23 protein-coding genes and 1 pseudogene are annotated in these 23,345 nt (G+C 52.3%); 14 read left to right on the top strand and 10 right to left on the bottom strand.

The window, feature by feature from the left end:
• The first annotated feature begins 15 nt into the window (after window positions 1–15).
• A complete protein-coding gene (gene dcm / locus KV190_RS06645) occupies window positions 16–993 on the top strand; it encodes a DNA (cytosine-5-)-methyltransferase (RefSeq protein WP_460195154.1) in 978 nt (325 codons plus the stop codon).
• A 74-nt stretch (window positions 994–1,067) separates the two neighbouring features.
• Window positions 1,068–1,802, top strand: a complete 735-nt coding sequence (locus tag KV190_RS06640) for a BsaWI family type II restriction enzyme (RefSeq protein WP_460195153.1) — start codon at window positions 1,068–1,070, stop codon at window positions 1,800–1,802.
• 74 nt (window positions 1,803–1,876) lie between these two features.
• On the opposite strand, the gene KV190_RS06635 is transcribed toward KV190_RS06640, so the two are convergent.
• Entirely contained in the window at window positions 1,877–2,689 is an 813-nt protein-coding gene (locus KV190_RS06635; protein WP_460195152.1) for a hypothetical protein, read from the bottom strand.
• A gap of 292 nt (window positions 2,690–2,981) precedes the next feature.
• On the opposite strand from KV190_RS06635, the gene KV190_RS06630 reads away from it, so the two are divergent.
• From KV190_RS06630 to KV190_RS06605, 6 genes are all read left to right on the top strand, one after another.
• On the top strand, window positions 2,982–3,272 hold the full coding sequence (locus tag KV190_RS06630) for a YggT family protein (protein WP_149817300.1): 291 nt from the start codon (window positions 2,982–2,984) through the stop codon (window positions 3,270–3,272).
• Window positions 3,273–3,300: 28 nt separating this feature from the next.
• Window positions 3,301–5,214, top strand: a complete 1,914-nt coding sequence (gene mnmG / locus KV190_RS06625; RefSeq protein ID WP_460195150.1) for a tRNA uridine-5-carboxymethylaminomethyl(34) synthesis enzyme MnmG — start codon at window positions 3,301–3,303, stop codon at window positions 5,212–5,214.
• A gap of 195 nt (window positions 5,215–5,409) precedes the next feature.
• Window positions 5,410–5,721 (top strand): nucleotidyltransferase family protein, encoded by a 312-nt coding sequence (locus KV190_RS06620; RefSeq protein ID WP_460195149.1) that lies wholly within the window; start codon window positions 5,410–5,412, stop codon window positions 5,719–5,721.
• A gap of 163 nt (window positions 5,722–5,884) precedes the next feature.
• A complete protein-coding gene (locus KV190_RS06615) occupies window positions 5,885–6,709 on the top strand; it encodes an urease accessory protein UreD (RefSeq protein ID WP_460195147.1) in 825 nt (274 codons plus the stop codon).
• Complete coding sequence (locus KV190_RS06610) at window positions 6,706–7,542, top strand: EcsC family protein (protein ID WP_460195146.1); 837 nt, start codon at window positions 6,706–6,708, stop codon at window positions 7,540–7,542. The genes KV190_RS06615 and KV190_RS06610 overlap by 4 nt, the downstream gene beginning before the upstream one ends.
• The gene (locus KV190_RS06605; protein ID WP_460195144.1) at window positions 7,539–7,676 is read left to right on the top strand and encodes an urease accessory protein UreD; all 138 of its coding nucleotides are present in this window, start codon (window positions 7,539–7,541) and stop codon (window positions 7,674–7,676) included. The genes KV190_RS06610 and KV190_RS06605 overlap by 4 nt, the downstream gene beginning before the upstream one ends.
• A gap of 30 nt (window positions 7,677–7,706) precedes the next feature.
• On the opposite strand, the gene KV190_RS06600 is transcribed toward KV190_RS06605, so the two are convergent.
• From KV190_RS06600 to KV190_RS06575, 6 genes are all read right to left on the bottom strand, one after another.
• Window positions 7,707–8,789 (bottom strand): hypothetical protein, encoded by a 1,083-nt coding sequence (locus KV190_RS06600; protein WP_460195143.1) that lies wholly within the window; start codon window positions 8,787–8,789, stop codon window positions 7,707–7,709.
• A 244-nt stretch (window positions 8,790–9,033) separates the two neighbouring features.
• A complete protein-coding gene (locus KV190_RS06595; RefSeq protein WP_460195141.1) occupies window positions 9,034–11,283 on the bottom strand; it encodes a cation:proton antiporter domain-containing protein in 2,250 nt (749 codons plus the stop codon).
• Window positions 11,284–11,295: 12 nt separating this feature from the next.
• Window positions 11,296–12,630: a glucose-6-phosphate dehydrogenase assembly protein OpcA gene (gene opcA, locus KV190_RS06590; RefSeq protein WP_460195140.1), complete on the bottom strand. Its 1,335-nt coding sequence runs from the start codon at window positions 12,628–12,630 to the stop codon at window positions 11,296–11,298.
• 66 nt (window positions 12,631–12,696) lie between these two features.
• Window positions 12,697–14,226: a glucose-6-phosphate dehydrogenase gene (gene zwf, locus KV190_RS06585; protein WP_460195139.1), complete on the bottom strand. Its 1,530-nt coding sequence runs from the start codon at window positions 14,224–14,226 to the stop codon at window positions 12,697–12,699.
• Between the two features lie 3 nt (window positions 14,227–14,229).
• The gene (gene fbp, locus KV190_RS06580) at window positions 14,230–15,276 is read right to left on the bottom strand and encodes a class 1 fructose-bisphosphatase (protein WP_460195138.1); all 1,047 of its coding nucleotides are present in this window, start codon (window positions 15,274–15,276) and stop codon (window positions 14,230–14,232) included.
• 78 nt (window positions 15,277–15,354) lie between these two features.
• Window positions 15,355–16,365, bottom strand: a complete 1,011-nt coding sequence (locus KV190_RS06575) for a cysteine hydrolase family protein (RefSeq protein WP_460195137.1) — start codon at window positions 16,363–16,365, stop codon at window positions 15,355–15,357.
• 165 nt (window positions 16,366–16,530) lie between these two features.
• Here KV190_RS06575 and KV190_RS06570 point away from each other — a divergent pair, with 165 nt between their 5' ends.
• From KV190_RS06570 to KV190_RS06545, 6 genes and pseudogenes are all read left to right on the top strand, one after another.
• A complete protein-coding gene (locus KV190_RS06570) occupies window positions 16,531–17,139 on the top strand; it encodes a hypothetical protein (RefSeq protein ID WP_460195136.1) in 609 nt (202 codons plus the stop codon).
• 48 nt (window positions 17,140–17,187) lie between these two features.
• Window positions 17,188–18,429 carry a hypothetical protein gene (locus KV190_RS06565; RefSeq protein ID WP_460195134.1) on the top strand — a complete coding sequence of 414 codons (1,242 nt, stop codon included), beginning with the start codon at window positions 17,188–17,190 and terminating at the stop codon, window positions 18,427–18,429.
• Between the two features lie 14 nt (window positions 18,430–18,443).
• A complete protein-coding gene (locus KV190_RS06560; protein ID WP_460195133.1) occupies window positions 18,444–18,740 on the top strand; it encodes a hypothetical protein in 297 nt (98 codons plus the stop codon).
• Between the two features lie 8 nt (window positions 18,741–18,748).
• Window positions 18,749–19,678 (top strand): branched-chain amino acid ABC transporter permease, encoded by a 930-nt coding sequence (locus KV190_RS06555; protein ID WP_460195132.1) that lies wholly within the window; start codon window positions 18,749–18,751, stop codon window positions 19,676–19,678.
• Window positions 19,679–19,735: 57 nt separating this feature from the next.
• Window positions 19,736–19,909 (top strand): annotated as a pseudogene (locus tag KV190_RS06550) (DUF1156 domain-containing protein); the annotation flags it as partial.
• 41 nt (window positions 19,910–19,950) lie between these two features.
• A complete protein-coding gene (locus KV190_RS06545; protein WP_460195131.1) occupies window positions 19,951–20,388 on the top strand; it encodes an ATP-binding protein in 438 nt (145 codons plus the stop codon).
• 2 nt (window positions 20,389–20,390) lie between these two features.
• On the opposite strand, the gene KV190_RS06540 is transcribed toward KV190_RS06545, so the two are convergent.
• Genes KV190_RS06540 through KV190_RS06530 form a run of 3 tightly spaced genes read right to left on the bottom strand, consistent with a single transcriptional unit; the run spans window position 20,391 to window position 23,320 of the window.
• Window positions 20,391–21,218 (bottom strand): FAD-binding domain-containing protein, encoded by an 828-nt coding sequence (locus KV190_RS06540; protein WP_460195130.1) that lies wholly within the window; start codon window positions 21,216–21,218, stop codon window positions 20,391–20,393.
• Window positions 21,219–21,222: 4 nt separating this feature from the next.
• Window positions 21,223–21,951 (bottom strand): circadian clock KaiB family protein, encoded by a 729-nt coding sequence (locus tag KV190_RS06535; protein WP_460195129.1) that lies wholly within the window; start codon window positions 21,949–21,951, stop codon window positions 21,223–21,225.
• A 4-nt stretch (window positions 21,952–21,955) separates the two neighbouring features.
• Window positions 21,956–23,320, bottom strand: coding sequence for a type IV pilus twitching motility protein PilT (locus KV190_RS06530; protein ID WP_460195128.1), 1,365 nt, complete (start codon window positions 23,318–23,320; stop codon window positions 21,956–21,958).
• Between the last annotated feature and the right edge of the window lie 25 nt (window positions 23,321–23,345).

The raw sequence follows: 23,345 nt of genomic DNA, 5'->3' as shown, positions 1-23,345 counted from the left end.
TTACTCCAATTTTCTATGGGGCAGCCAACCTTCATTGACCTATTTGCTGGCATCGGTGGCATGCGGCTCGGTTTTAGCCAAGCGGGTGGTTGCTGTGTTTTTAGCTCAGAGTGGAACAAGTTTGCCCAGATAACCTACGAAGCAAACTTTGGCGAAGTGCCAGCAGGAGATATTACCCAAATCGCTTCAGAGAAGATTCCCGACCATGACATCTTACTTGCAGGGTTTCCCTGTCAGCCCTTTAGCATTGCGGGTGTCAGCAAGCACAATGCCCTAGGAATTAATCATGGTTTTCAGCACCCGACTCAAGGCAATCTATTTTTTGAAATTGCGAGGATCATCAACGATAAACGCCCTAGAGCTTTTTTGCTAGAAAATGTCAAAAATCTTCAAAGCCACGATCGCGGTAGAACCTTTCAAAGGATTCAAGAAATTCTAAATGATTTGGGATACTACACCTATTACCAAGTCATCAATGCTGTTCACTTTGTGCCTCAGCATCGGGAAAGGATTTTTATTGTGGGTTTTAGAGAACCCCTTGAGTTTACATTTCCTCAGGTGCTAATTCAGCAACATAGAGTTAGGGATATTTTGGAACCGTCAGTAGATGCTAAATATACGTTGAGTAATCATCTGTGGCAGTATTTGCAAAGCTATGCTGAAAAGCACCGTGCGCGTGGTAATGGATTTGGCTATGGTCTAGTTGATTTAGAGGGAGTAACCCGAACATTAAGTGCAAGGTATTACAAAGATGGCTCGGAAATTCTCATTCCCCAAGAAAACAACAATCCGCGTCGCCTGACGCCAAGGGAATGTGCCCGCTTAATGGGGTTTCCCAACTCTTTCAAGATTGTGGTTAGTGATACAAGGGCATACCAGCAGTTTGGCAATTCAGTCGTAGTACCGCTGGTGAAAGTCATTGCTGATGAAATATTAAAATCTCTAAAGCAAGGAAAGCTATTAAAACAAACTAGGCAGCTTACGCTCTTTTAGTTATGTCATTCAAAGTTTTAAGCAAGTAGGAAAAGAAAGTTTTAGCAAAGATATGTTCAGGCAATAAGTATTACATGAAGCCTATTGTTAAGAGAATTAATCAATGGGTTGCTAGCCAGAAGAACATTAAAGAAGCATGGCTATTAGTACTTAACCAGTTACACGACATAATACGAGCTTCCCAGACTGATGTGGAAACACTTTTAGATCAAAAAGTTCAACAGGGGGAAATAGAGCATCAAGGTCAAGCAATAAAGAGCATTGCTGGCAATGCTTTTTCAAATGCCTTAATTTACATCTTTATTGTTAACAAGTGTTGCAAAAACATACCTGACTGGATGTTCATAACATCTCAGCCATCAAGTATTCCAAATCTCAGACAATTAATTAATATCAATATCCAAAATGCAGTGCAAAAACCAGATATGGATATTGTGATTTATGCAAATACTAATATTAAGCAAAAGCATGCACCAGAAAGCTATATTATTTTGTCTCTTAAAACATCCTTAAGGGAAAGGGCGGCTCAAACTTATAAGTGGAAACTCCTAATGGAAGTTGCTCTACACAGCCCTGAATTATGCGAAAAATATAATATCTCCTATCAATCATCAGTAGTTCCGATTATTTGCTTTGCAACAACAAACTTTTATAACGAAATTAATCATCCTCAGCAATGCGGAATGTTGAAGTTCTTTGATCGGTCTCTTATCGCCAAGGAAATAAATTTTACAGAAGATTCGTTTATTTATCCTCTTTCTAATCTGATTCCATTTGCTATAGAAAAGCTGTCAAATCCCTATGTTTAGCTTAGTTTATTTTAACCCGCAAATAAAAAAGGGGCAGTTTTATGCCCCCTAGTATCACTAAATGATTTCAATCTCTAGGAAAACATCGGCAGGTGAGAATAGATGGCTGTCCACAGGGGACTCCAAGGCCCAAGGTTGAGTACTAGCGCCGCGATCGCCACGGTGCTGCTGAGCCATGTCAGCCATTGAGAGTAGATATTCCCCCCTTTCTTCTGGGTTTGTAGGTGTTCAACGGTTTGCTGAAGCTGTTCGACTTCTTGGTTGAGATCTGCAATCTCATGATGTAGCTCGTCAATTTCACGATCGCGATCGCTGACTGTGGCATGGCAAGCCGCTAGTTCTGCCTCTTTTTCGCGACAGGTGGCTTCAATCGTGGTGAGAGAAGCGGTCAATGTCGCCGTTTGACTGGCATATTCTTCTTCGAGGCTGCTACTGCGCTGGTAGGCGGTTTCTAGCTCTTGGCGATAGCGATCGCAATTGTCCCGTAGGGCTTCGTTTTCCGCTTGGCTATTGTTGAGGGCATTCGTCAACTCCGCCACCTGCTGGCGATAGTCACTCACTTGAGTGTGTAGTTGTTGGTGTTGGTCTTCTAGCTCTTGACAGCGGTTTTGCAGCCGTTCTACCTCTGAGCGCAGTTGCTCAATTTCTTGGCGCTGGCGATCGCGCTCCTGTTCACTACGGCTGACCAGTTCCTTTAGCCCTTCAATGCGCTGGGCTTGCTCGCTGACAATCTTGTGCAGGCGATCGCACTCTTCCTTCAAACGTTGGACAGAACCCTTGTACTGCCGCTGTACCCAAGCCCGTAAAAACGATAGGCCAGAGATGGTAAATCCAATTAGGGCATAGGTGCCCACCAGTGTATGACCCGTGGCCGACATCTGTAACATATTGAACCCCTGAACTTCAGTTGAATGTCAATAAAAACGCCGCAATCCAGAATACAGCCCTTTTCCCAAGGATGGAACCCGCCCAAAACAGTCAAAGCCGCTGTCGGACAGGCCTCTATCTCTTTATCCTTTGGCGATCGCTCCCCTATGCAGGGGCAGAGCGATAACTTTATGGGAATCAATGCAGAAACTTCTATTTCCTAGTCTAGCGAGGGAGAATGACGGCTGGGGCTAGCTTCTTGCCAGCATTGGTACAATAAGGGATGCACTTGAATTTGCAAGGGGAAGACCAATGACCGAGGCACCTGTATTGCCCATTCTATTGATGGGGATTGCGAACTTTTTGCAGATCTACTTAATTGTGCTGCTGATTCGCGTACTGCTGTCGTGGTTTCCCAATATCAACTGGTACAATCCGCCCTTTTCGATTCTCAGTCAGTTAACGGATCCCTACCTGAATATCTTTCGTGGTCTGATTCCCCCCATCGGTGGCCTTGACTTCTCGCCGATTATTGCCTTCTTCCTCTTGCAATTTATTGTCCAACTCTTATCGGGGTTCTCCAGTAGCGCCACGTTCTTTTAAGCCATCGCTAGCCTAGGGTGCAATCGCCATGTCAACGCTGCCTGCATTTCAGGATGAATTTGATGTCATTGTTGTCGGTGCCGGTCACGCCGGCTGTGAAGCGGCCTTGGCAACGGCACGGTTGGGCTGTCGTACCCTCTTGCTGACCCTCAACCTCGATAAAATTGCTTGGCAGCCCTGTAATCCTGCCGTGGGTGGCCCTGCAAAATCGCAACTGGTGCACGAAGTGGATGCCCTGGGGGGCGAAATTGGGCGTGTGACCGATCGCACCTATCTGCAAAAACGGCTCCTGAATGCCTCACGGGGGCCAGCGGTCTGGGCATTGCGAGCGCAAACCGATAAGCGCGAATACAGCGCCGTGATGAAACAGGTGGTGGAAAATCAGCCCAACTTGCTCGTGCGCGAAGGCATGGTCACGGATTTAGTCCTCGATGCCAATGACACGGTGATTGGGGTTGAAACCTACTTTGGCGTCGCCTTTCGCTGTCAAGCAGTGATCCTGACAACGGGAACCTTCCTCGGGGGTCGCATTTGGGTGGGGAATAAATCCATGCCCGCTGGTCGGGCTGGCGAATTTGCCGCCGAGGGACTCTCGCAAACCTTAGCGCGGCTCGGCTTTGAGGTGGATCGCCTGAAAACAGGAACGCCCGCACGGGTGGATCGGCGATCGGTGGACTACAGCAAGATGGAACCGCAACCCCCGGATGAGCAGGTGCGCTGGTTTAGCTTTGACCCCACCGCATGGGTGGAAAGACCCCAAATGAACTGCTACTTGACCCGCACCACCGCTGCGACCCACCAACTCATTCGCGAGAATTTGCACCTGACGCCGGTCTATGGTGGTTGGGTGGATGCCAAAGGCCCCCGTTACTGCCCCAGCATTGAGGATAAAATTGTCCGCTTTGCTGATAAAGAAAGCCATCAAATTTTCATTGAACCCGAAGGCCGTGATACCCCAGAACTCTATATCCAAGGCTTTTCCACGGGGCTACCGGAACCACTGCAACTACAACTGTTACGCACGCTGCCGGGGCTAGAAAACTGCATCATGCTGCGTCCGGCCTATGCGGTGGAATACGACTACTTGCCGGCAACCCAGTGCTTTCCCACCCTGATGACGAAAAAGATTCAGGGACTGTTTTGTGCTGGGCAAATCAATGGCACCACCGGCTATGAGGAAGCGGCCGCCCAAGGGATTGTGGCCGGGATCAATGCCGCTCGCTTTGTTCAAGGGAAACCGATGATCACCTTCCCGCGCCAAGAGAGCTACCTCGGCACCCTGATTGATGATCTGTGCACGAAGGAACTGCGGGAACCCTATCGTATGCTCACCAGCCGCTCGGAATATCGCTTGGTGTTGCGATCGGACAATGCTGACCAGCGGCTCACCCCCTTGGGGTACGAGATTGGCTTGGTGAGTGAAGCCCAGTGGCAGGTGTTTCAAGCAAAGCAACAGCGCCTTGCGGCTGAGACCCAACGCCTGCAAACCACGCGCATTAAAGCCCATGAACCCGTGGGCGAAGCGATTGTGGCCGCGACGGGGCAAGCGATTAAGAGTGCCATTGCCCTTGATGAGTTGCTGCGGCGATCGGGGGTACACTACGACCTATTAGATCGCCATGGCCTTGGCAATCCAGACTTGACCCCCCAAGAGAAAGAGGCGGTTGAAATTGCCATTAAGTACGCAGGTTACATTGAACGGCAGCAACGGGAAATTGAGCAGATTGCCCGCCAAGAACAGCGTCCGCTCCCTGCGGATTTGGATTACTTTGCCATCCCCACCCTTTCAATGGAAGCACGGGAAAAACTCAGTGCGATCCGCCCCCTCACCATTGGTCAAGCCAGCCGTATTGGTGGGGTGAATCCGGCAGATATCAATGCCCTTTTGGTCTATCTCCAGGTGCAACAGCAGCGGCAATCCCTAACGGCGGTGGGGGGCTAACACCAGCTCTTTGTAAGACTGAACCGAATAAGTCGGTCTTCAAGGCAAATGGAAAGCAGAGTGTTCGATTGTCTAATGAGTGAGCTGTTCATTACCCAGCTTCTACTTAGGGCTATTTGAATTGGTATTACAGTCTGTTGATGGTATCAGCTCATGGGGTTTTCATCAAGGGAAAATTGGCGGAGGTAATGTAGGGTGAGAGACCTAAAAGTAAAACCTAGTTTAGACCTACTCCGACAGAAACGATCGGAGATTCTGGCTGTCGCTGAAAAACACGGAGCTAAAAATGTTAAGATTTTCGGCTCGGTGGCAAGGGGTGAGGCAGATGAAAATAGCGATATTGATTTTTTGGTTGATTACGATCTCAATAAAATATCGCCTTGGTTTCCGTCGGGGCTAGTGATTGATCTTGAAAATCTATTGGGCTGTAAAGTAGATGTCGTAACAGTTGATATGCTCAAGGAATGCCTGAAAGCGCAAGTTTTGCATGAAGCTATTGTTCTATGAGAAAAACAGAAGAAAGACTCAAAGATATTCTACGAGCAATAGAAGCTATTGAGCGTTACGCTGTTAGAGGTAGGGATGCTTTCGATACAGAAGAACTGATTCAGATATAGATACTCAGAAGTGTTGAACGACAGTTTGAAATTGGATTGGTAATTAAGACATCATGGCCAGTTGGTTGGGCGAATTGGCGTTAGTCTATGCTTGGCGGCAGGGGCAAACCATTCCAGTGCGGGCTTATGCCTCGGCACCCCTGAAGCTGCAACGATCGTTTTATCCCGAGGGCAAGCCGATTTGCCACAGTGTGATCCTGCATACGGCGGGGGGCTATGTGGGGGGCGATCGCCTGCACCAAAAGATTACCCTTGAACCCCAGTGTCGTGCCCTATTGACAACGGCTGCCGCCGCCAAGGTCTATGGTCGTGCCCAAATCCCTGTGGAACAAACCATCCACTGCCATGTTGCCGATGATGCTATTTTAGAATGGCTACCCCAAGAAACCATTGTCTTTGAGGGTGCCCAATTTCACCAACGCCTGCGCATTGACCTTGCCCCTCAAGCACAGGTAGGCCTTTGGGAGATGACCCGCTTTGGCCGCACGGCTCGCGGTGAAGCCTTTAATCGTGGCTATTGGCGTTCCCATACGGAGGTGTGGCAGGGGGGGGTACCCCTGTGGATCGATCGCCAGCGGATTGAGGGTACAACAACGATGCTGACAGCCATGAATGCCTTGCAGGGGTCTCCCCTCATGGGGACATTGGCGTGGGTTGGTAGGGAAGTGAGCAGCGAACAGATACAACGGCTGCGGGATTTAGCAACGCAGATGCAGGGGGAGATGGGGGTCAGTGCCCTGATTCGTGGAGTGGTTTGTCGCTATCGCGGTCACTCCATGGCGGAGTTACGGCGTTGGTTTGTGGCGGCTTGGCAATTACTGCGGCAGGAGCAAGGTTCTCATCTTACGGTTTGTTATCCCCGGGTGTGGCCACGATGACCCGCAATATTGCTCTGACGGATTACGAGCGGCAACAAATTAGAAAAATTAGTGCTTGGCTGCGGGAGGAAACGACCCCTCTGCAACAGGCGGTGCAATCAGTCAATGCCACAGTCGAGCGTCAAGTCAGTCGGATGTTGTCCCCTGAACACCTAGCCATTCTGCGTAAGGCGGGCGATCGCCTGCTAACCAATAGCGATCACACTTGGCAACACCTGAAACAACGACTGGTTAGCACTCGGATACCAGTCGATCACTGGCAGGATCTTCAAAATCAACCCCTAGAGGTCTGCGATCGCCTGCAAGCCAGCGTTGCCGCTGTGGCCTTGACCAAAGCTGCTGTAGAAGCTCTGATCACTGCTCCCTTTGACTTTCTAGGCGAACTGGTGGATGTGGGGTTTACTTTGCTGTTGGGTCTCAAAACCATTCAAGAGGTGGGCTTGTGCTATGGCTTTGGCAGTGAGACTACAGTTGAACAGCACATCATCTGGGGCACGTTGGGGATCACTTTTGCCGGCACTGCCAAGGAACGTCAGCATCTATTGTTGAGTTTGCTGCATCCTTCTGAGGAAAGTGAACGGGGCGCGATCGCCGGCCTTTTGGAGGACAGTGCCTTTGAAGTCTTTACCGACAACACGGTAGAGGCGGTGTTGAGTCGCGCATTAGTGACCTTGAGTGAAGAATTGAGTGGCGAGTTGATCCCCGTGATTGGCATTACTTTGGGGGTTCTGGAAAGCGAACAATTTGCTCAAGAAGTGGCAACGACCGCACGATATGTTTATCAGTTGCGTTGGCTACTGCGTGCTCACGGTGGCAGTGGAATAGATGGTTGACAACGGCTGCCGCCGCCAAGGTCTATGGTTACGCTCAAGTGCCTGTGGAGCAAACGATCCACCGCCATGTTGTCGATGACGCTGTTTTAGAATGGCTACCCCAAGCAACAGTTGTCTTCGAGGATGCTCAATGAGTGGTTTGTCGCTATCGGGGTTACTCAATTTTATTCAATTAATGGAGTCAATTCTCTTTTCATTTCTTCTGTTGTCTTGATACAGTTAAATCCCCAAAAATAGTTACAGGCTTCATACTGATCATGTGTAACACTCAGTGAGATATCGCGAAATAAATTCGTTAAATGTGATGAAATTGATTGATATGTTTTTCTTTCTTGATAAGATTTTATGCCATTCTCTACCCTGATTTTCAAGGGAATGTTGATCAGAACATCTGCTGTACAGGTTATCTGTTGTTCAAATAGCCAGTGGGGTCTATTCATGTAAATACAGTACCCAATGTGAGTACCAATAGCGTTAGAAGCAGTGACATCTGACAACCAGATGATTGATTTAAGACGATTCAGAAAATTCCAATCGTAAATGTGACCTGCTGTTGTGCAGTGAAAACCTGCATTGAGGTAGAGTTCTACAATTTCAGGACGGCAATCTTTCCAGTAAAAGCAAATAAGTACTGATTCAAACTGATGCTCCTTTGATACTCTTTTAAGCCATTCGATAGCCTGTAAATGATTGAATGAAGTTTTAATTAGATGGGTTGAGTGTGCAGGAAAAAATAGTAGCGTTTTTCCAAGTTTTTTCTTGTAATCCTTTAGTGTTTCAATATCGATTAACTCTGCGTAATGTATATATGGCCCTATAGGTAGTACTTTCCTCTCCGTATACTTTGAAATAACTTCTTTCCTAAACTCACTGAATGTAATAATTGCCCTTGCAAAGGGATCATCGTCAGGTGCTCCGGAATCATCTAGATAGCAACCATGTTCAATAGGCGCCAGCAGCTTCTTTTTAGGCTCAATACCAGCGTACTGCTTGATTGTTTTGGATATACCGTAGAGTGAATTTTGTGAAAATTCTTCCGGAACTAGGTGATAGCAAATTCTCATAGGGATATCTACGTTATTAATATCCCGGTCAAACTGAAGTATGTTTGCATTCTTTTCTATGTAGGGCAAATATAGGTAAGACTCAAGTTTTGTAATTGGGTTTCTTGCGGGTGCAATCAGAAACAGTCGAATAGCCCTGATCGTTTTCTCAATTCCTCTCGATAAAGATTGATTTAGTAGCATGACTTCTTGTATATCCTCTGTTAGAGGAGGAATAATTCTTCGTATAAGATTATACTAGGAGATGATTCTTGTTAACAAAAGCTAAAGCTAATTTGGCTAATAATAGACTTTCTTAAGTTTGGTAAATGGGATCGGCAGTGCTGTTGAGGCTGAATAGAAGATGATTTGGGGCGCGTTGGGGTAAGTTTTCCAGCCATCATAGTCAAGGAATATCAGTATCCCCACGGTGCTGGCTACTGTGTGCTCACGGTGGCAGTGGAGTAGATCTCGCTTGCAGTTGATCGCCAATGCGCTGCAGGGCAACCATAGGGCCAGTGAGGAGGAGGCGATCGCCCGCCATTAAGGGACAGTCCTCCTTGGGTTCCAATAGCAGCGTTCCCTCTCGCCGCAGGGCACGGATGGTGACGGTCTCGGGCAGATGCAGATCGGCAATGGTGCGATGTTGTTCGCCAATCTCTTTGGGCAACATGATCCAAAGAAACAAGGTTTCTCCTTGGGGCACACTGACACGGCCATTGATCAGGGCTTCACAAGCTTCAAACTCTGCCGGCTGACCCACAATCAGGAGGCGATCGCCCCCCTGCAGACAGGTTTCACCACTGGGATAATCCACCTCAGTACCATCGGCACGGACAATCGCTAACAGAGTCACCCCCGTCAACTGGCGCAGTTGAATTTCCGCAAGACTCATGCCCCGAATGGGAGAATCCTCAGGGACGGTCACCCAGCGACTATTCATATCCTGAGCCGCTTGCCGCAGGAGACGGGCTGTTCCCTCAGGGGGGGTATCGCCTCGCAAATTAGCGTAGTGGCTGTCGCGCACCTGTTGTACCTGCTGCTGAATGTGGCGCTCACCCATGCCTAGCGTAAAGAATAGATGAGCGGCCAACTCCAGACTGGCTTCAAACTCGGGTTGCACCACCTCCCGTGCTCCCAGTTGATAAAGCAACTCAATGTCGCGATCGCTATTGGCGCGCACAATGACATCCAATTCCGGGGCAAACTCTAGGGCCCGCTTGAGACAGAGGCGAGTACTCATACTATCCGAGAGAGCGATCGCCATACCAAGGGCTTGATCGACGCCTGCTTTGGCCAGAATGGTGGTACTGGCAGCATTGCCGTAAATGTAGGGCAGTTGGGCATCGCGCACTTCGTTAATGACCGTTTCACTTTGCTCAATCACCAACACGGGATAATTTTGTTTTTGGAGGAGTTTCACCACACTCTTGCCGACGCGACCATAGCCACAGACAATCACATGGTTCCGCTGCGGCAACCCCGTTAAATCTATGTCGAGGATTTCATCTTCCTTGAGGATACGGCGCAGTAGGGGCAGTTCCAACAGCACGGGCACCAGCTTTAACAAAAAGGGCGTCACCAGCAACGTCACTGCTGTCGTGCCGAGGGTGAGCAGATAAACCTGTTGGGACACCAACCCCAAGCCCCGCCCTGCCGTCAGCAGCACAAAGGAAAATTCCCCAATCTGAGCCAGCCCAATCCCCGCCAGTAACGACGTTTTCCACGAATAACCAAAGAGCTTGACAATGGGGGTGGTGATCAGGAATTTACCCAGAATCACTAGACTCACCAGTTCAATAATGCGATCCAAGTGCTGCCAGAGAAACACTGGATCAATGAGCATACCAATGGAAGCGAAGAAGAGCGTGGTAAAGACATCGCGGATCGATTCCACGTAATCGAGGGTTTGATCGGCATACTCCACCTCGGAGATCATCAGACCCGCAATAAAGGCACCAATCTCAATCGAAAGCCCCAAATACTGGGTCAGCAGGGCAATTCCCAAACAAAGGGCAACGACGCCTAAAAGGAAAAGCTCACGACTTTCTGTTTTCGCCAGTAGCCGTAGCAGAGGGGGCAGTAACCACATCCCAGCGGCGATCGCCCCCACGGCAATCAAAGCAATGGTCAATACGGCTTGGCCGAGGGCAAGTCCCAACTCCTCTGGGGGTTTGTTCAGGGCAGGTAAGACGGCAATCATCAAGCCCACCGCTAGATCCTGCACCACCAAGATGCCCAGCATAATTTGCCCTTGGATCGACTCCAGCTCATTGCGATCCATCAGGCTGCGCAGCACCACTGCCGTTGAAGAGAGGGAGAGGACAGCACCGAGGAAAATCCCCTGATTGGGGGAACCCACCCAGCCAACCCCAACGGAAATGAGCGTTGTCACTGCAATGGTCAGGAGAATTTGCAGGGCACTGCCCCCCAAGCTAACCCCTTGAACTTTGCGAATTTCACCGAGGGAGAAGCTCACCCCGAGAGCAAAGAGCAAAAAGGCCACCCCCAGTTGTGCCAAACCTTCCACTTGGGGTACTTCCTTGAGGAGTCCCAAGCCCGTTGGCCCCACCAACATACCCGCCAAAAGGTAGCCCAGCAGGATCGGTTGTCGCAGCAAAGCCGCTAACACACCCCCTACCGCCGCTGCCCCCAGTACCACACTGAGGTCAATGACAAGGCGAAAATCTTCGGTCATACATCCCTAATGCTAGGGCATCAAGGCCAGCATCTGAGATACAACGGTAAAACTCTCATTGTAGAGGAAGTCCTGTCCCCAGCGCTGAAGTTCCTGACTTAGGAGCACCTCAGCCGTGAGATCACTCAGGGGAGACACATGATAAGTACGGCACATCTGAGCACTGCCCCCGGCTTCCATGCGCATACAGCCACGGGTTTCTGAGCAAATGATTGTACAGCAATCGGCTTGGAGATTGGAGGAGGTGAGTTTGAGGTCAATCAAATCCCCCAGCACGAGGCCAGCATCACCCGTGGGAATGCCGGCTAATTCTGCCTTAATCAACCGTTGATCGGAGGCCACCAGTTCCACGTGATAGACATCATAGTCACCGCACTCGTGGCGGATCTGTCGCGGCTGCCACTGAAGCCGGGAGGCTAACCAGCCAAGGTACATTAAAGCTTGAGCGGGATTGCCCTTTTCGTAGTCAATGACCACCTGATCAATTTCCTTAATGGCCAAACGGCGTTCCGGCGGATCAAAGGCTTCGGCGGCCAGTTCTTGCCATGCCCCCAGACGGCGCCAGTTCAAATCCGCGAGGGGGAGGTTCTGTTCCAGCAAAGGCGCGATCGCCCGCAAGCCCCGCAGCGGATCGAGAAATTCACTGGAATCCACAATCACCCGGCTAAATTGGGGCGCCAGGGTTTGAAACAACTCAAAGTTATTGAACAAGTCCCCCTTCCACCACAGAAAGCGGGGGAGTTCACGAATAATCAAAGACTGCAACAGGGGTTCCACCCGCTGGAAGGCGCTATGGGTGCCCTTGAGGGTAATGTATTCACAGCAAACGAGGGAACTGCGCATCTTTTTGTTGATCGGGCAGTAGGCCGCCACCTGAGCAGTAATTCCCGTATCTTCGCCAAGGGTAGGACACAGGGCAATCACCCGACAGGGATTTTGACTGGCGATCGCGTCAGCAATGCCACTACCGCGCATATCCACCGCATAGCGATCGCTCCGAGGGGTTCCCTGAGCATATTCTGCCTGCAACGCCTGCCGTAGTTGGGGCGTGACTCGACCCGTCAAGGGCAAGTTGTGATTCTTTTCAGCAGCACGAATCGCCGACTGCATTCGGGGGCCAAGAATGCCATCAATGGGGCCTGTGTAGTAGCCCAAGGCCGCTAGCAATTGTTGGGTATCATCCGCCTCATAGACAACGAGGGTAAAGGTGGTTGCCCGCACTGCTGCTGGCGCCGTACCATCCCCGCCATGGCTGAGCCAAATTTGCCGCAAACTTTGCTCAATATCATCCAACGAGACATCCACGGGATCTTGGAGCGCTACGAGGGGAGTTGATTCAGTTGCCATACCTAGGTACCTATCTGTGAATGAAGTTCGGCCTTTATTCCCATCTCTTCCCATGATGGGCAAAGATCATAGTCGCCGCCACCGCCGACCATCGGCATTAATCATCGCTTCTGCGGCATCGGGATCCCATGTCCCCGCTTCATAGGTGGGAATTGTGTCTGGATCCGTAGGGGCATCCCAAGCACTAAGCACCGGCATCACCACCCGCCAAGCAGCTTCCACCTCATCCGCCCGTGTAAACAGCGTTTGATCCCCGAGCATGCAGTCCAGCAAGAGCCGCGCATAGGCATCCGCCGTTGCCATCCCAAAGGAGGAGCCGTAGCTAAAGTCCATTTCCACCGTGCGCGTGCGCAGATCTGCACCGGGCATCTTTGCCTCAAAGCGCAGGGCAATCCCCTCATTCGGCTGGATACGCATTGTGAGAATATTGGGGTTGGTTTGGCGGGCGGCCGACTGGAAAATCAGTAGGGGCACATCGCGAAACTGAATCGAGATTTCCGTCACTTTTTTCGCCAAGCGTTTACCGGTGCGCAAATAAAAGGGCACCCCCTGCCAGCGCCAGTTATCAATCACTAGTTTGAGTGCCACATAGGTGGGCGTAGTGGAGGTGGGACTCACCCCCGGCTCTTCGCGGTAGCCCACCACAGGCTTGCCCTTCATCCAGCCCGCTCGGTATTGGCCGCGCACAGCACAGGCATCGAGATTATCCAGATCCGCTAAACGGGTGGCTTGGAGCACCTTCACCTTTTCGTTGCGCAGACTATCGGCATCGAGGGCATTAGGGGGTTCCATGGCGGTCAAGGCCAATAACTGAAGGATGTGGTTTTGCACCATGTCCCGCAGGGCGCCTGAAGTTTCATAGTAGCCCGCGCGATCTTCGACCCCGACGGTTTCAGCAACAGTAATCTGCACATGATCCACGTACTGGCGGTTCCAGAGGGGTTCAAAAATGGCATTGGCAAAGCGAAACACCATCAGGTTTTGAACGGTTTCTTTGCCGAGGTAGTGGTCAATACGGTAAACCTGCTCCTCTTTGCACACCGACTGCACCACCTCATTGAGGGCTTGGGCAGAGGTGAGATCGCGGCCAAAGGGTTTTTCAATGACGAGACGGTGCTTTTGGGGATCACTCAATAGAGCGGCTGCCCCTAGTTGTTGAATCGCTTCAACGAAAAAGTTCGGTGAGACCGCAAGGTAAAAGACGCGATTGCCGCGAGTTTGGCGTTTTTCATCCAGCTCAGCCAGCAGTGTTTTCAGCTTGGTGTAGGCGGCGGGATCATCCATATTGCCAGAGCAGTAAAACAGGCCTTGGGCAAATTCCTGCCACAGGGGTTCCGCCTGAATGCCGCCACCAAATTCCTCGACCCCTTGGCGCAGATGCTCTCGAAAATAGTCATCACTCCAGTCGCGGCGCGCCACACCAACAATCGTGAGTTCCGGGGGCAGACGACGTTCCAGTTTCAGTTGATAAATGGCGGGAATGAGCTTGCGCTGGGTGAGATCTCCACTGGCGCCAAAAATCACCAGAATGAGTGGTTCTGGGGTGCGCTCTTGGCGTAATCCGACCCGCAGGGGATTTTCAAATAGGGTTACCATAGGTTACATCTGTGTCACGGTTGCGTTGGCAGGGGTTGGCTGAATAAAGGATTCCACAAGGGCAACGTTCTCAGGGCTGCCAATAATCAGCGGTGTGCGCATGTGCAGATGATCGGGCACGACATCAAGGAGGGGTTGGGTTCCCGTACTGGCTTTGCCACCGGCTTGTTCCACGAGGAAGGCGATCGGTGCCGCTTCGTAGAGTAGACGCAACTTACCCGCCGGATTTTTTTGGGTGCCCGGATAGAGAAAGACGCCCCCCTGCATGAGAATGCGGTGAATATCGCCGACAAGGGCACCACTGTAGCGGGCACTGTAGCCGGGCTGGCGATGGACATGGCGGACATAGTTACGGATGGATTCTTCCCATGCCCAGAAGTTGCCTTCGTTGACGCTATAGATGGGACCACTGGCGGGAATTTGCAGGTTCTCGATCGCCAGAATAAACTCGCCGAGGCTGGGGTCAAGGACAAAGACATGGGTACCCTTGCCCATCGAATAAACCAGCATCGTACTAGGGCCATAGAGAATGTAGCCAGCGGCAATTTGCTTGTGGCCATCTTGCAGGAGATCAGCAGCGGTGCCGTCTAGATCAGTGCCCTCCTGCTGGCGAATCGCAAAAATGGAGCCCACATTCAGGTTAATATCCACATTGGAGGAACCATCGAGGGGGTCGTAGAGGAGGGTATAGCGACCAATGGGGCAATTTTCTGGAATGTAGTAGGGCTTCTCCATTTCCTCGGAGGCGAGGCGACACACTAAGCCACTCTGCTTGAAGGCCGCAATAAAAACTTCATTGGCATAGACATCCATTTTTTTGACATCTTCGCCTTGGATATTCACACCTCCCGTAAAGCCCAGTACCCCTTCCATCAGACCCGCTCGACTCAAGCGGCGGGCAATGAGCTTGCCAGCAAGGGCAATGCGATTCATCAGGGCACTGAGGTCTTGGGCAGCGGCGTCAAAGCTTTGGAGTTGCTGGAGAACGTGGCGAGATAGGGTCAAACAATCGCGATCGAGGGCCTGTTCATGGGCTGCGTAGTCAGTCATTGCCCCTCCCTAGTGAGGATGCATCTAGCCCTGATCCTAAACCGTCTCTTTTCAGAAGTGGTGAGTCTTTAAGATCAACTAAAGATTCCAAGGAGCACTGCTAGTGGTGATCCGGTGCATGCCGGCAGCAGCAAACTCGGCAAAGGTTGCATTGGCAGTTTCGCTAAAGTCCACGACCCCCGGCACCACCACAGGGGACATACAATCCTCAAGGAGATAGACTCGTTGCGCGAGTTGGGGATCTCGCTGTTGAATTTCACTGAGCAGGTCGGCCACCGTCCAAGCAACACAGTGACTTTTGGCTTGACCGGCAATGATCAGGCGATCGCCCGCCAGCAGATGCTCAATCAAAGCCCGATTTACCGGTACTAAAGGACGCCCTTGGGGGTCATGGCTGACTTCTGGACGCAGCACCGAGTAATTTTCCGTCAGAGGATGGCTCCCCTTGAGTTCGATGCGGGTTTGCTGCTGTCGCGCCACGGTGTGAAAGAAACAGGCCTCCTCCACAGCAGACACCAGCGCATGACCAATTCCCCCCAGCATCGAGTGGTAAGGCCAAATCGTCAGCGGAAATTTACCTTTGGCGGCTAACTGGGCAACATAGTGCCGGACATAGGCCTGCAAACTCTCTTGATCAGTCATGCCGAGGGCGGTCAGCAGATGGGGATTGGGTTGCCAGCGCCCACGCTCAACATCCTCAACGGTAATCGTGGTTAGGGGGGGCGGCGGTTCCCCAGTAGCATCCAGCCAAAAGAGGGGATGGAAAATTTGACTGGCGGTGTGGGTATCGAGGGTAACGATAATCTCGCTAATGTGGGCAAGGTGGGTATAGATAAAGCGGCAGAGGCGTTGATTATCCGCAACGGCACCGTGGACAAATAGCTCAAACTCTGGCAGGCAAAACGTATTTTGGACATCAATGAGCAGGAGGATCATGCGCTGCGGATCGTTACTCGCCGGCGGAATCTCGTACTGCTGTGCCCATTGGCGAGCTTGCGCTGCTCGTTCTTGGTAGGGGACACGCCACACCTGAGGGACTTTCGCAGGATCAAAGAAGTCGGGAATCGGCAGTTCTGTTGTTGTGGCCATGGCTCGCTCCTAGAGGGACTAGGCTAGAAAATCGTATTCAAGAATACAAATGTTAATTTTTAATAAAACTATCACCGTATCAGAAATTCTACGGATGAGCAAGCATTGATAACTTCTATAAAATTTACGATTAGTCAAAGTTTAATCTTCCCTAGGAGAACCTAAATGTTGGTGCGCACGCTCAATAGTGTTTTAGAGCAACATATTGCCGGAGTCCCGGGCGTGTTAGCCGTGTTAATTGGCCGCATGACCGATGGGGCAACCATTGCCGAAATTAACTACAGTGGCACTCACCTTGAAAATGCCTCCCTGAGTTCTTTGGGAGCCTATGCCAGCGATTTGCTGCGGGCCAATAATCGCGTGTGTCAGGTGGTGGATCCCGCCTCGGAGGCAGACTATTTGCTAGCGGGTTCGGCAGAGGTGCGACTGGTGATCAAAGCCTTCAGCAAAACCCCCTACTTTGTCCTATTTCTCACCAAGGGTAGCACGAACCTGAAGTTGGTCTTTGAGCGCATTAAGGCAATTTTGGCAGATGGCAAACCACTGCTGCCCTCCGTGCAGGACAACACCACCTCCGTCGCTCAACTGCTGCTCAGCTATGCCCGTCGCTATGCCCCGGATCCCAACTTTGTGACGCTGCGGCTGTCATTGAAAACCGGCTTGCACCGCGAGCGGTTGGAAAAAGGCCAATTGGATGAGCGGGAAGTGCGCATTCTCTATAAGGGTGTGGCCGATATTTTGGGCGTGGAACGCCTCCCCGTTGCGCTTCCCTAATGTTGTTGAATCGTCCCTAATCAGAAACTCAAGAAAAGATTTGTACCCATGTTTGAGCATCTCCGCATCGATCGCCCCCGGAAGCTGGTGGCTTTTTTTAACGAACCAGTGATTTTCCACTGCCACCACTACAATCTATTTCTCCAGCAAACCATTGAAGATCCCGACTGGATTGATGGGGTCAGTATCTTGCAGACCTCAGCCCAAGAGATTTTCTATAGCTTGCTCGCCAATGCCTTTAATACGTTGGGAGTGCAAACGCCAGTGGAACGCCTTGCCACCGCTGCGCAAATTTTTAGCTTTTTGGGCTTTGGCCGACTCAACTTTGAGGTGACAGAACAAGGGGGTGAGGTGGAATTGACCCACTCCCACTATGCCGAGGGCTGGCTCGGGAAGTATGGTGAGCAGGTGAGCCGCACGAAACCCATTGATCACTTAGCCGTAGGTTATGTGGCCGCAGCCTTAGATGCTACCTTTGCAGTATTGGGCACCTATGTGGCTGAAGAAACCAGTTGTATGGCGGTGACGCGGCAGGATCACTGCATGATCCATGTGACCAAAGCACCAGTGCGCCGCTCTCTAACACCCAGTCCACAAATGGGCAAGCTCATTGATCAACCTGTCCCACTGCCGAAAGCAGAAACGAGTGTGGACTACGATGCGGTGAATGAAGCCCTCTGGGGACTGCCCCTCGAAGGGGATGTGAATGGCCAAATTCGGGCGTTTAATGTGCTGCTGACGCGGATGCCTGCCAACTACTACAACCGCATTCAGTACCGTTTCCTTGATGAGCTACAAAAGGTGGATCCGCAACTTTTAGAGGTGGGGCAGGCTTTGATTCGTGAATCGGGTCATGTTTGTGTCTTTTACACCTTTGGCAATATCATGGAATCTTTGGAGTGGGAAGCGGTGGTTGGCCCCATGTTGAAAACCGATACCGATTGGATTCACGGGGGGTATGCCGTTGCTAGTAGTTTGGGGTGGGGGCGTTGGCAAGCCCTAGAGGTGGTCAGGAATGAATCCTGTCGGGTGGCCATTGATGGCAACTACGAAACCAACTACTTCTTGGCTTCCTATCCCCATGCTGCCCAACCGGCCTGCTATTTTGCCCAAGGGGCGGTGCCTGCCATGATGAACATTGTCTATAACGGACGCATTCAACAGAAGCCCGTTTTGGATGAGGCCTTTTACAATCGTCTCTTTCAGCGGGGTGGCGTGTTCCAAGGGGCAGAGGTGAGGGCGCGGGAGAAGGGCGATTCCTGGTGTGAATTCTATGCCCAACGCCTATAGGTCAGTTCTAAAGGATGCCAATTCAACTTTCTAAACGGCGGGAATGTGGCGGTACATGGGTGGTTGATGTCGATCTGGGGCGATCGCCCACCAGCGAGGAACTCGCCACCCTTGCCCAACGCTATGGCGGTCGCTGTCGCCAGTTTCAACAGTTGGTGTGGTTAGATCTTCCTAGCGGTCGGATTACGGCTTCACTGCGGCTGTCGCGTCTGACGATTCGCTTGGGGGATAAGACCCTCGAAGCAGCGATTATTGCCGAGTTGCAGCAGCTTGTGGAGGGAAGCGTGCCGGCCTGTGCGGTGGATCTCTAGCGCTAGCTATGGCGGGTTGGCTTGGCACCTACGATTTCCTGATTGTTTCGATGACTTTGGGGGCGATGTTGGCCTTGTCGCTCTATTTGCCCCTGATGAGTGGTCAACTCTCCCTTGCGAGTCCAGCCTTTTATGCCATGGGGGGCTATATTGCTGCATTGCTCTCCACCCGTGTTTTTGCGGGGCTGAACCCCTATCCTGTCCCCTTGGTGCTGGGGGAAATGGTGTTGGCGGCTCTTGTCTGTGGTCTGGTGGGCTGGGGCTTGGGCGTGCCCGTGCTGCGGTTGCGGGGCATTTATTTTGCCATTGCGACGATCGCTTTTTCTGAGGTGCTGCGGGTGTTGGCACTCAATCTGGAGGTCACTGGGGGGGCGATCGGCATCTTTGGCATTCCCCAACCCTTTAGTACGCCCTTGGGCTATTTGTGGCTGACGCTGCCCTTGCTGATTATTGTGGCGATCGCCATCGGTCGTTTGGAACAGACCCGTGCGGGCAAGGCGATGCAGGCCATTCGTGCCGATGAATTGGTGGCACAGACCCTCGGCATTGATACCACTCGCTACAAGGTTTTGGGCTTTGTCTTGGGGGCGATTCTAGCGGGGGTGGCGGGAGTTTTGGCGGCTCATCTTTTGAATACTTGGAATCCCCGTCAGGGCACGTTTGATACGGGGGTGTTGGCACTGACGGCAGTGCTGGTGGGGGGCAATCGGACGTTTGTGGGGGCGATCGCTGGCGGTATGCTCTTTACAGCCTTACCCGAACTCCTGCGGGGACTTGCCGATCAACCCTATTTGCCAGTGGCAGTGGCCACTTTTTTCCGCGATGGGCGTCTGATGCTCTATGGGTTGCTGATTATCCTCGGCACGCGGTTCTTTCCCAAGGGGTTATGTCAGCTGTCGTTGCTCAGGGTGTTTTCTCGCACTCGCAGCAAAGCTTAAAGATAAGAAACAATAGCAAAAGAGAGAAAATTGAAATAATCCTCCTTTGGCTGCTGCATGTCTCATCCGCGTCGCCTCATTGAATCCCGTCTGCCCCTGCAACCCATCTCGGAGGCCTCGGCACGGGAAAAGTCCATTCGCCACGGCCACATTTCTACACTTCATATCTGGTGGGCACAGCGACCCTTGGTGGCCAGTCGGGCAGCGGTCTTTGCGACGTTGGTACCCGACGCCCTTGGACTGATTCAACCTCATCAAGGACAACTCCGCCTATGACGCCTCCCTTCACCACGGTTTCCCTAACCCTAACCAGTGACCTAACCCAACTGGAGGCTCTCTTGGCATGGTTCAATCAATATCGCCCCACGACGCTGCCCATCGAAGAGTGGTTGAAGTTGGAACTCGCCCTTGCCGAGGGGTTTACCAATGCTGTGCGCCATGCCCATCGCGATCGCGCCAGCGATACCCCCATTCGCATTGATCTCTCCCTTGCAGACACTGTGATTGAATTGCGCATCTGGGATCAAGGGGATCCCTTTGATCTAATGGCCAAACTGGCAACACTGTCCAGCCAAATTGCCCTCGATGCCGAAGGGGGACGCGGTCTACGCCTCTTGGCAACCATCATGGATGAATTGGACTATCAGCGCGTGGGCAATACGGGCAACTGTTTGATTCTGCGCAAAACCGTGAAGCCGACTCCCCAATAACCCTATTCCTTGTGGGGAAACAGACGGGCTGCCAATTCCTCGTAGGTGGCATCAAAGGGACAGCGATCGCCCATGGGACACTGGCGACAGTATTTGCCATCGCTATAGCGTTCAAGGTTTTGGCGGTTAAAAAAGTAGGGCTTGTGGCTAAAGGTACTGGCCACCCACTGCCACGAGAGGTTATTACTCGCCGGATCGCCATCGAGGAGATGCTGCAAAAACCAAGCAGCTCCCGCCTGCCAGCGCACCCGACACCAATGCACCACATAGGCCGCCAACCATAGCCGCGCATGGTTATGCAAGTAGCCCGTTCGTTGTAGGTCGTCACTAAAGGCATCCATACAGGCCAGCCCTGTTTCTGCTGCGATGAGGGCGGGGGGTAAGTCGGCTTGATAATCGGTTGCTTGCCAACCCGTTTTATAGGGTTCGATGTCCTGCCACAGGCGATCGCCCCAACGGGCATAGAGGCGCTGCCAATAGTCTCGCCACGCCAGTTGTTGGAGTAGGGCTTCCGCTTGATGGGGGTGAGACACTACTTCGTACAGGCGATCGCGCACCGCCGCCAAACTGATCACCCCGTGGCGCAAATAGGCCGAAAGCCCTGTTACCGCACCCGTCAAAAAGTTGCGACTCTTGCCATACCGTACAGGCTGTATCTTGGCCAGACGCTCTTGGGCTGCGGCTAAGCCACCACGGGTTTCACTGACAGCGTCATCCTCCCCCACCACATCGGCAAAGACTTGGCGCAGATAGGGCACATAGGCATCACGAGTTCCCGCCATTCGCTCCACAGCAGCAGCAGCGAGCAGGTCTTGAGCAGAATCGGTCATCGGTCTAAGGGCTTAGCAAACGTTGCAGGCGATCGCGATTATCCAAGTGTCCCACAAGGCGGCGCACTGGCTGGGGATAGACCCGCACCAATGTTGGCGTGGCTTGGACTTGATCCTCCTCCGCCAGATCGGGTTGCTTAGTGACATCCACCACTTTGAGCGTATAGGGCACCTTGAGGGAGCGACTCAGCAAATCATGGAGGTTTTTGAGGGCAACCTCAGCGGCGTGGGTTTCTCCACGCACATAGAGGCGAAAGACATAGCGATCGGGCTCCGAAGGACGTGGCACAAAACTGCTCAGGGGGGTGGCTTCCTGCAAATCATAGATCAGTTGGTGATGCTCCCACAGTTGGGGAAAGCTGCTGCGGTAGGCCTCTAGGGCTTGGACATCACAGGGATGCTGCGGATCCTGTACCAACTGCCACGGCAAGGTGGGCTGATGCGCAGGGGCAAAGAGGGCATTCAGTAGGGGACGATGGGGCCATGCCAAGGGATAGACCTCCGCCGCCACTCGCAGGCATTGCTGCTCCTCATCAAACCAGTAATCCACCGCTGCTGTGTAGCAGGGGGATAGGAAAAGGGGCGGCTCTTCCAAATCCAACAGTTGTTGCAGGGCTTGACAGAGCGATCGGTGCCACTGTCCCTGCTTGGAGGGGTCACGGCAAAAGACCACATCCTCCCCCGGTGTAAAGAGCGCCAACCCCTTGTATAAGACAGGCTTGAGGCCAACCATTGCCCTAGACACGACCCCGTAGAATTTGCGCCATTTCGTTGGGTTTGGGGGAGTTTTCGATGGCGGTTTCCTCGTCAATGCGCCCCGCCTCATAGAGTTCGTAGAGGCATTGGTTCATCGTGCACATGCCGTCGTAGGTACACTGCGGAATAATCGCCTCAATTTCCTCCACATCACCCCGCAAAATGTAGTCCTTGATGGCATCGGTGTTGATCATGATCTCGTGAATGGCCGCCCGCTTACCATCCGTCGTGCGCACAAGGGCTTGGGCAATGACCGCCACCAGCGATTCTGCGACCTGCATCCGCATCGGCCCCTGTTCATCGGGGTTGTAGAGGTTGAGGATCCGCTCAATCGTTTTCACGGCACTGTTGGTATGCAACGTACCAAAAACCAAGTGACCCGTTTGCGCTGCTTTTAGGGCTGTATTCACTGTCTCGCGATCGCGCATCTCCCCGATCAGAATAATATCGGGGTCTTCCCGCAACGACGCCTTCAGGGCATTGTCAAACTTCAGCGTATGGATACCCACTTCCCGCTGCCGGATCAGGGCACGGCGACTTTGGTGGACAAACTCAATCGGGTCTTCAATGGAGATAATGTGCTTCGGCATTTCGGTGTTGATATAGTCCACCATTGCCGCAAGGGTGGTGGATTTCCCGGAACCCGTTGGCCCTGTCACCAGAATCAGACCCTTGTGGTAGTGGCAGAGATCCTTGAAGACCGGTGGTAAATTCAACTGCTCTAGGGTCAGAATCTTCACGGGAATCAAGCGCAGCACCATGGCGGGGCCTTTTAAGGCGACAAAGATGTTGATCCGCACACGGCATAGCCCTTCGTACTGATAGGCACCATCGTATTCAAGGTGGGTGCGAAACTGCTCAATTTGTTGGGGGGTCAGCAGTTCATTCAGCCAGTAGTTAAAAGTTTCCTCATCAGTAACGGGATAGTTGGTAATCTCTAAACGTCCGCGATCGCGAAAGCGCGGCGCTTCGCCAACCCCAACATGAATATCGGAATAGCCGTGCTCAAAGGCCTCCCGCACCAGTTGTTCCATCGTGGGGCCAGAGATTCGCGCGGCCGGTGTCGGCATTGGTTGGGTCGGTACCCCCTGTTGGGGCATTCCCGGCTGCGGCGGCATTGGTCGTGGGGGCATCCCCGGTTGCGGTGGCATGGGTCGAGGCGGCATGCCGGGCTGTGGGGGCATCCCTTGGGGAGGTGGTGGGGGGGCAGCAGGACGGGGAGGCGCCATTCCCGGTTGGGGAGGCATCGGTGGAACACCCCCACCCATTGGCGGCCGCGGCGGCGGCATCGGGGGTGAATTGGGAACACGCGGCGGTGGCGGAGGAGGACTTTGGGGATTCGTCATAGAGAGACTCGTGAGAGGGCTAGGA

It is taken from the genome of Thermosynechococcus sp. FA-CM-4201 (genome assembly GCF_054689355.1).
Note: the sequence above shows the minus strand (reverse complement) of the source record. Positions and strands in the feature narration are given on the sequence as shown.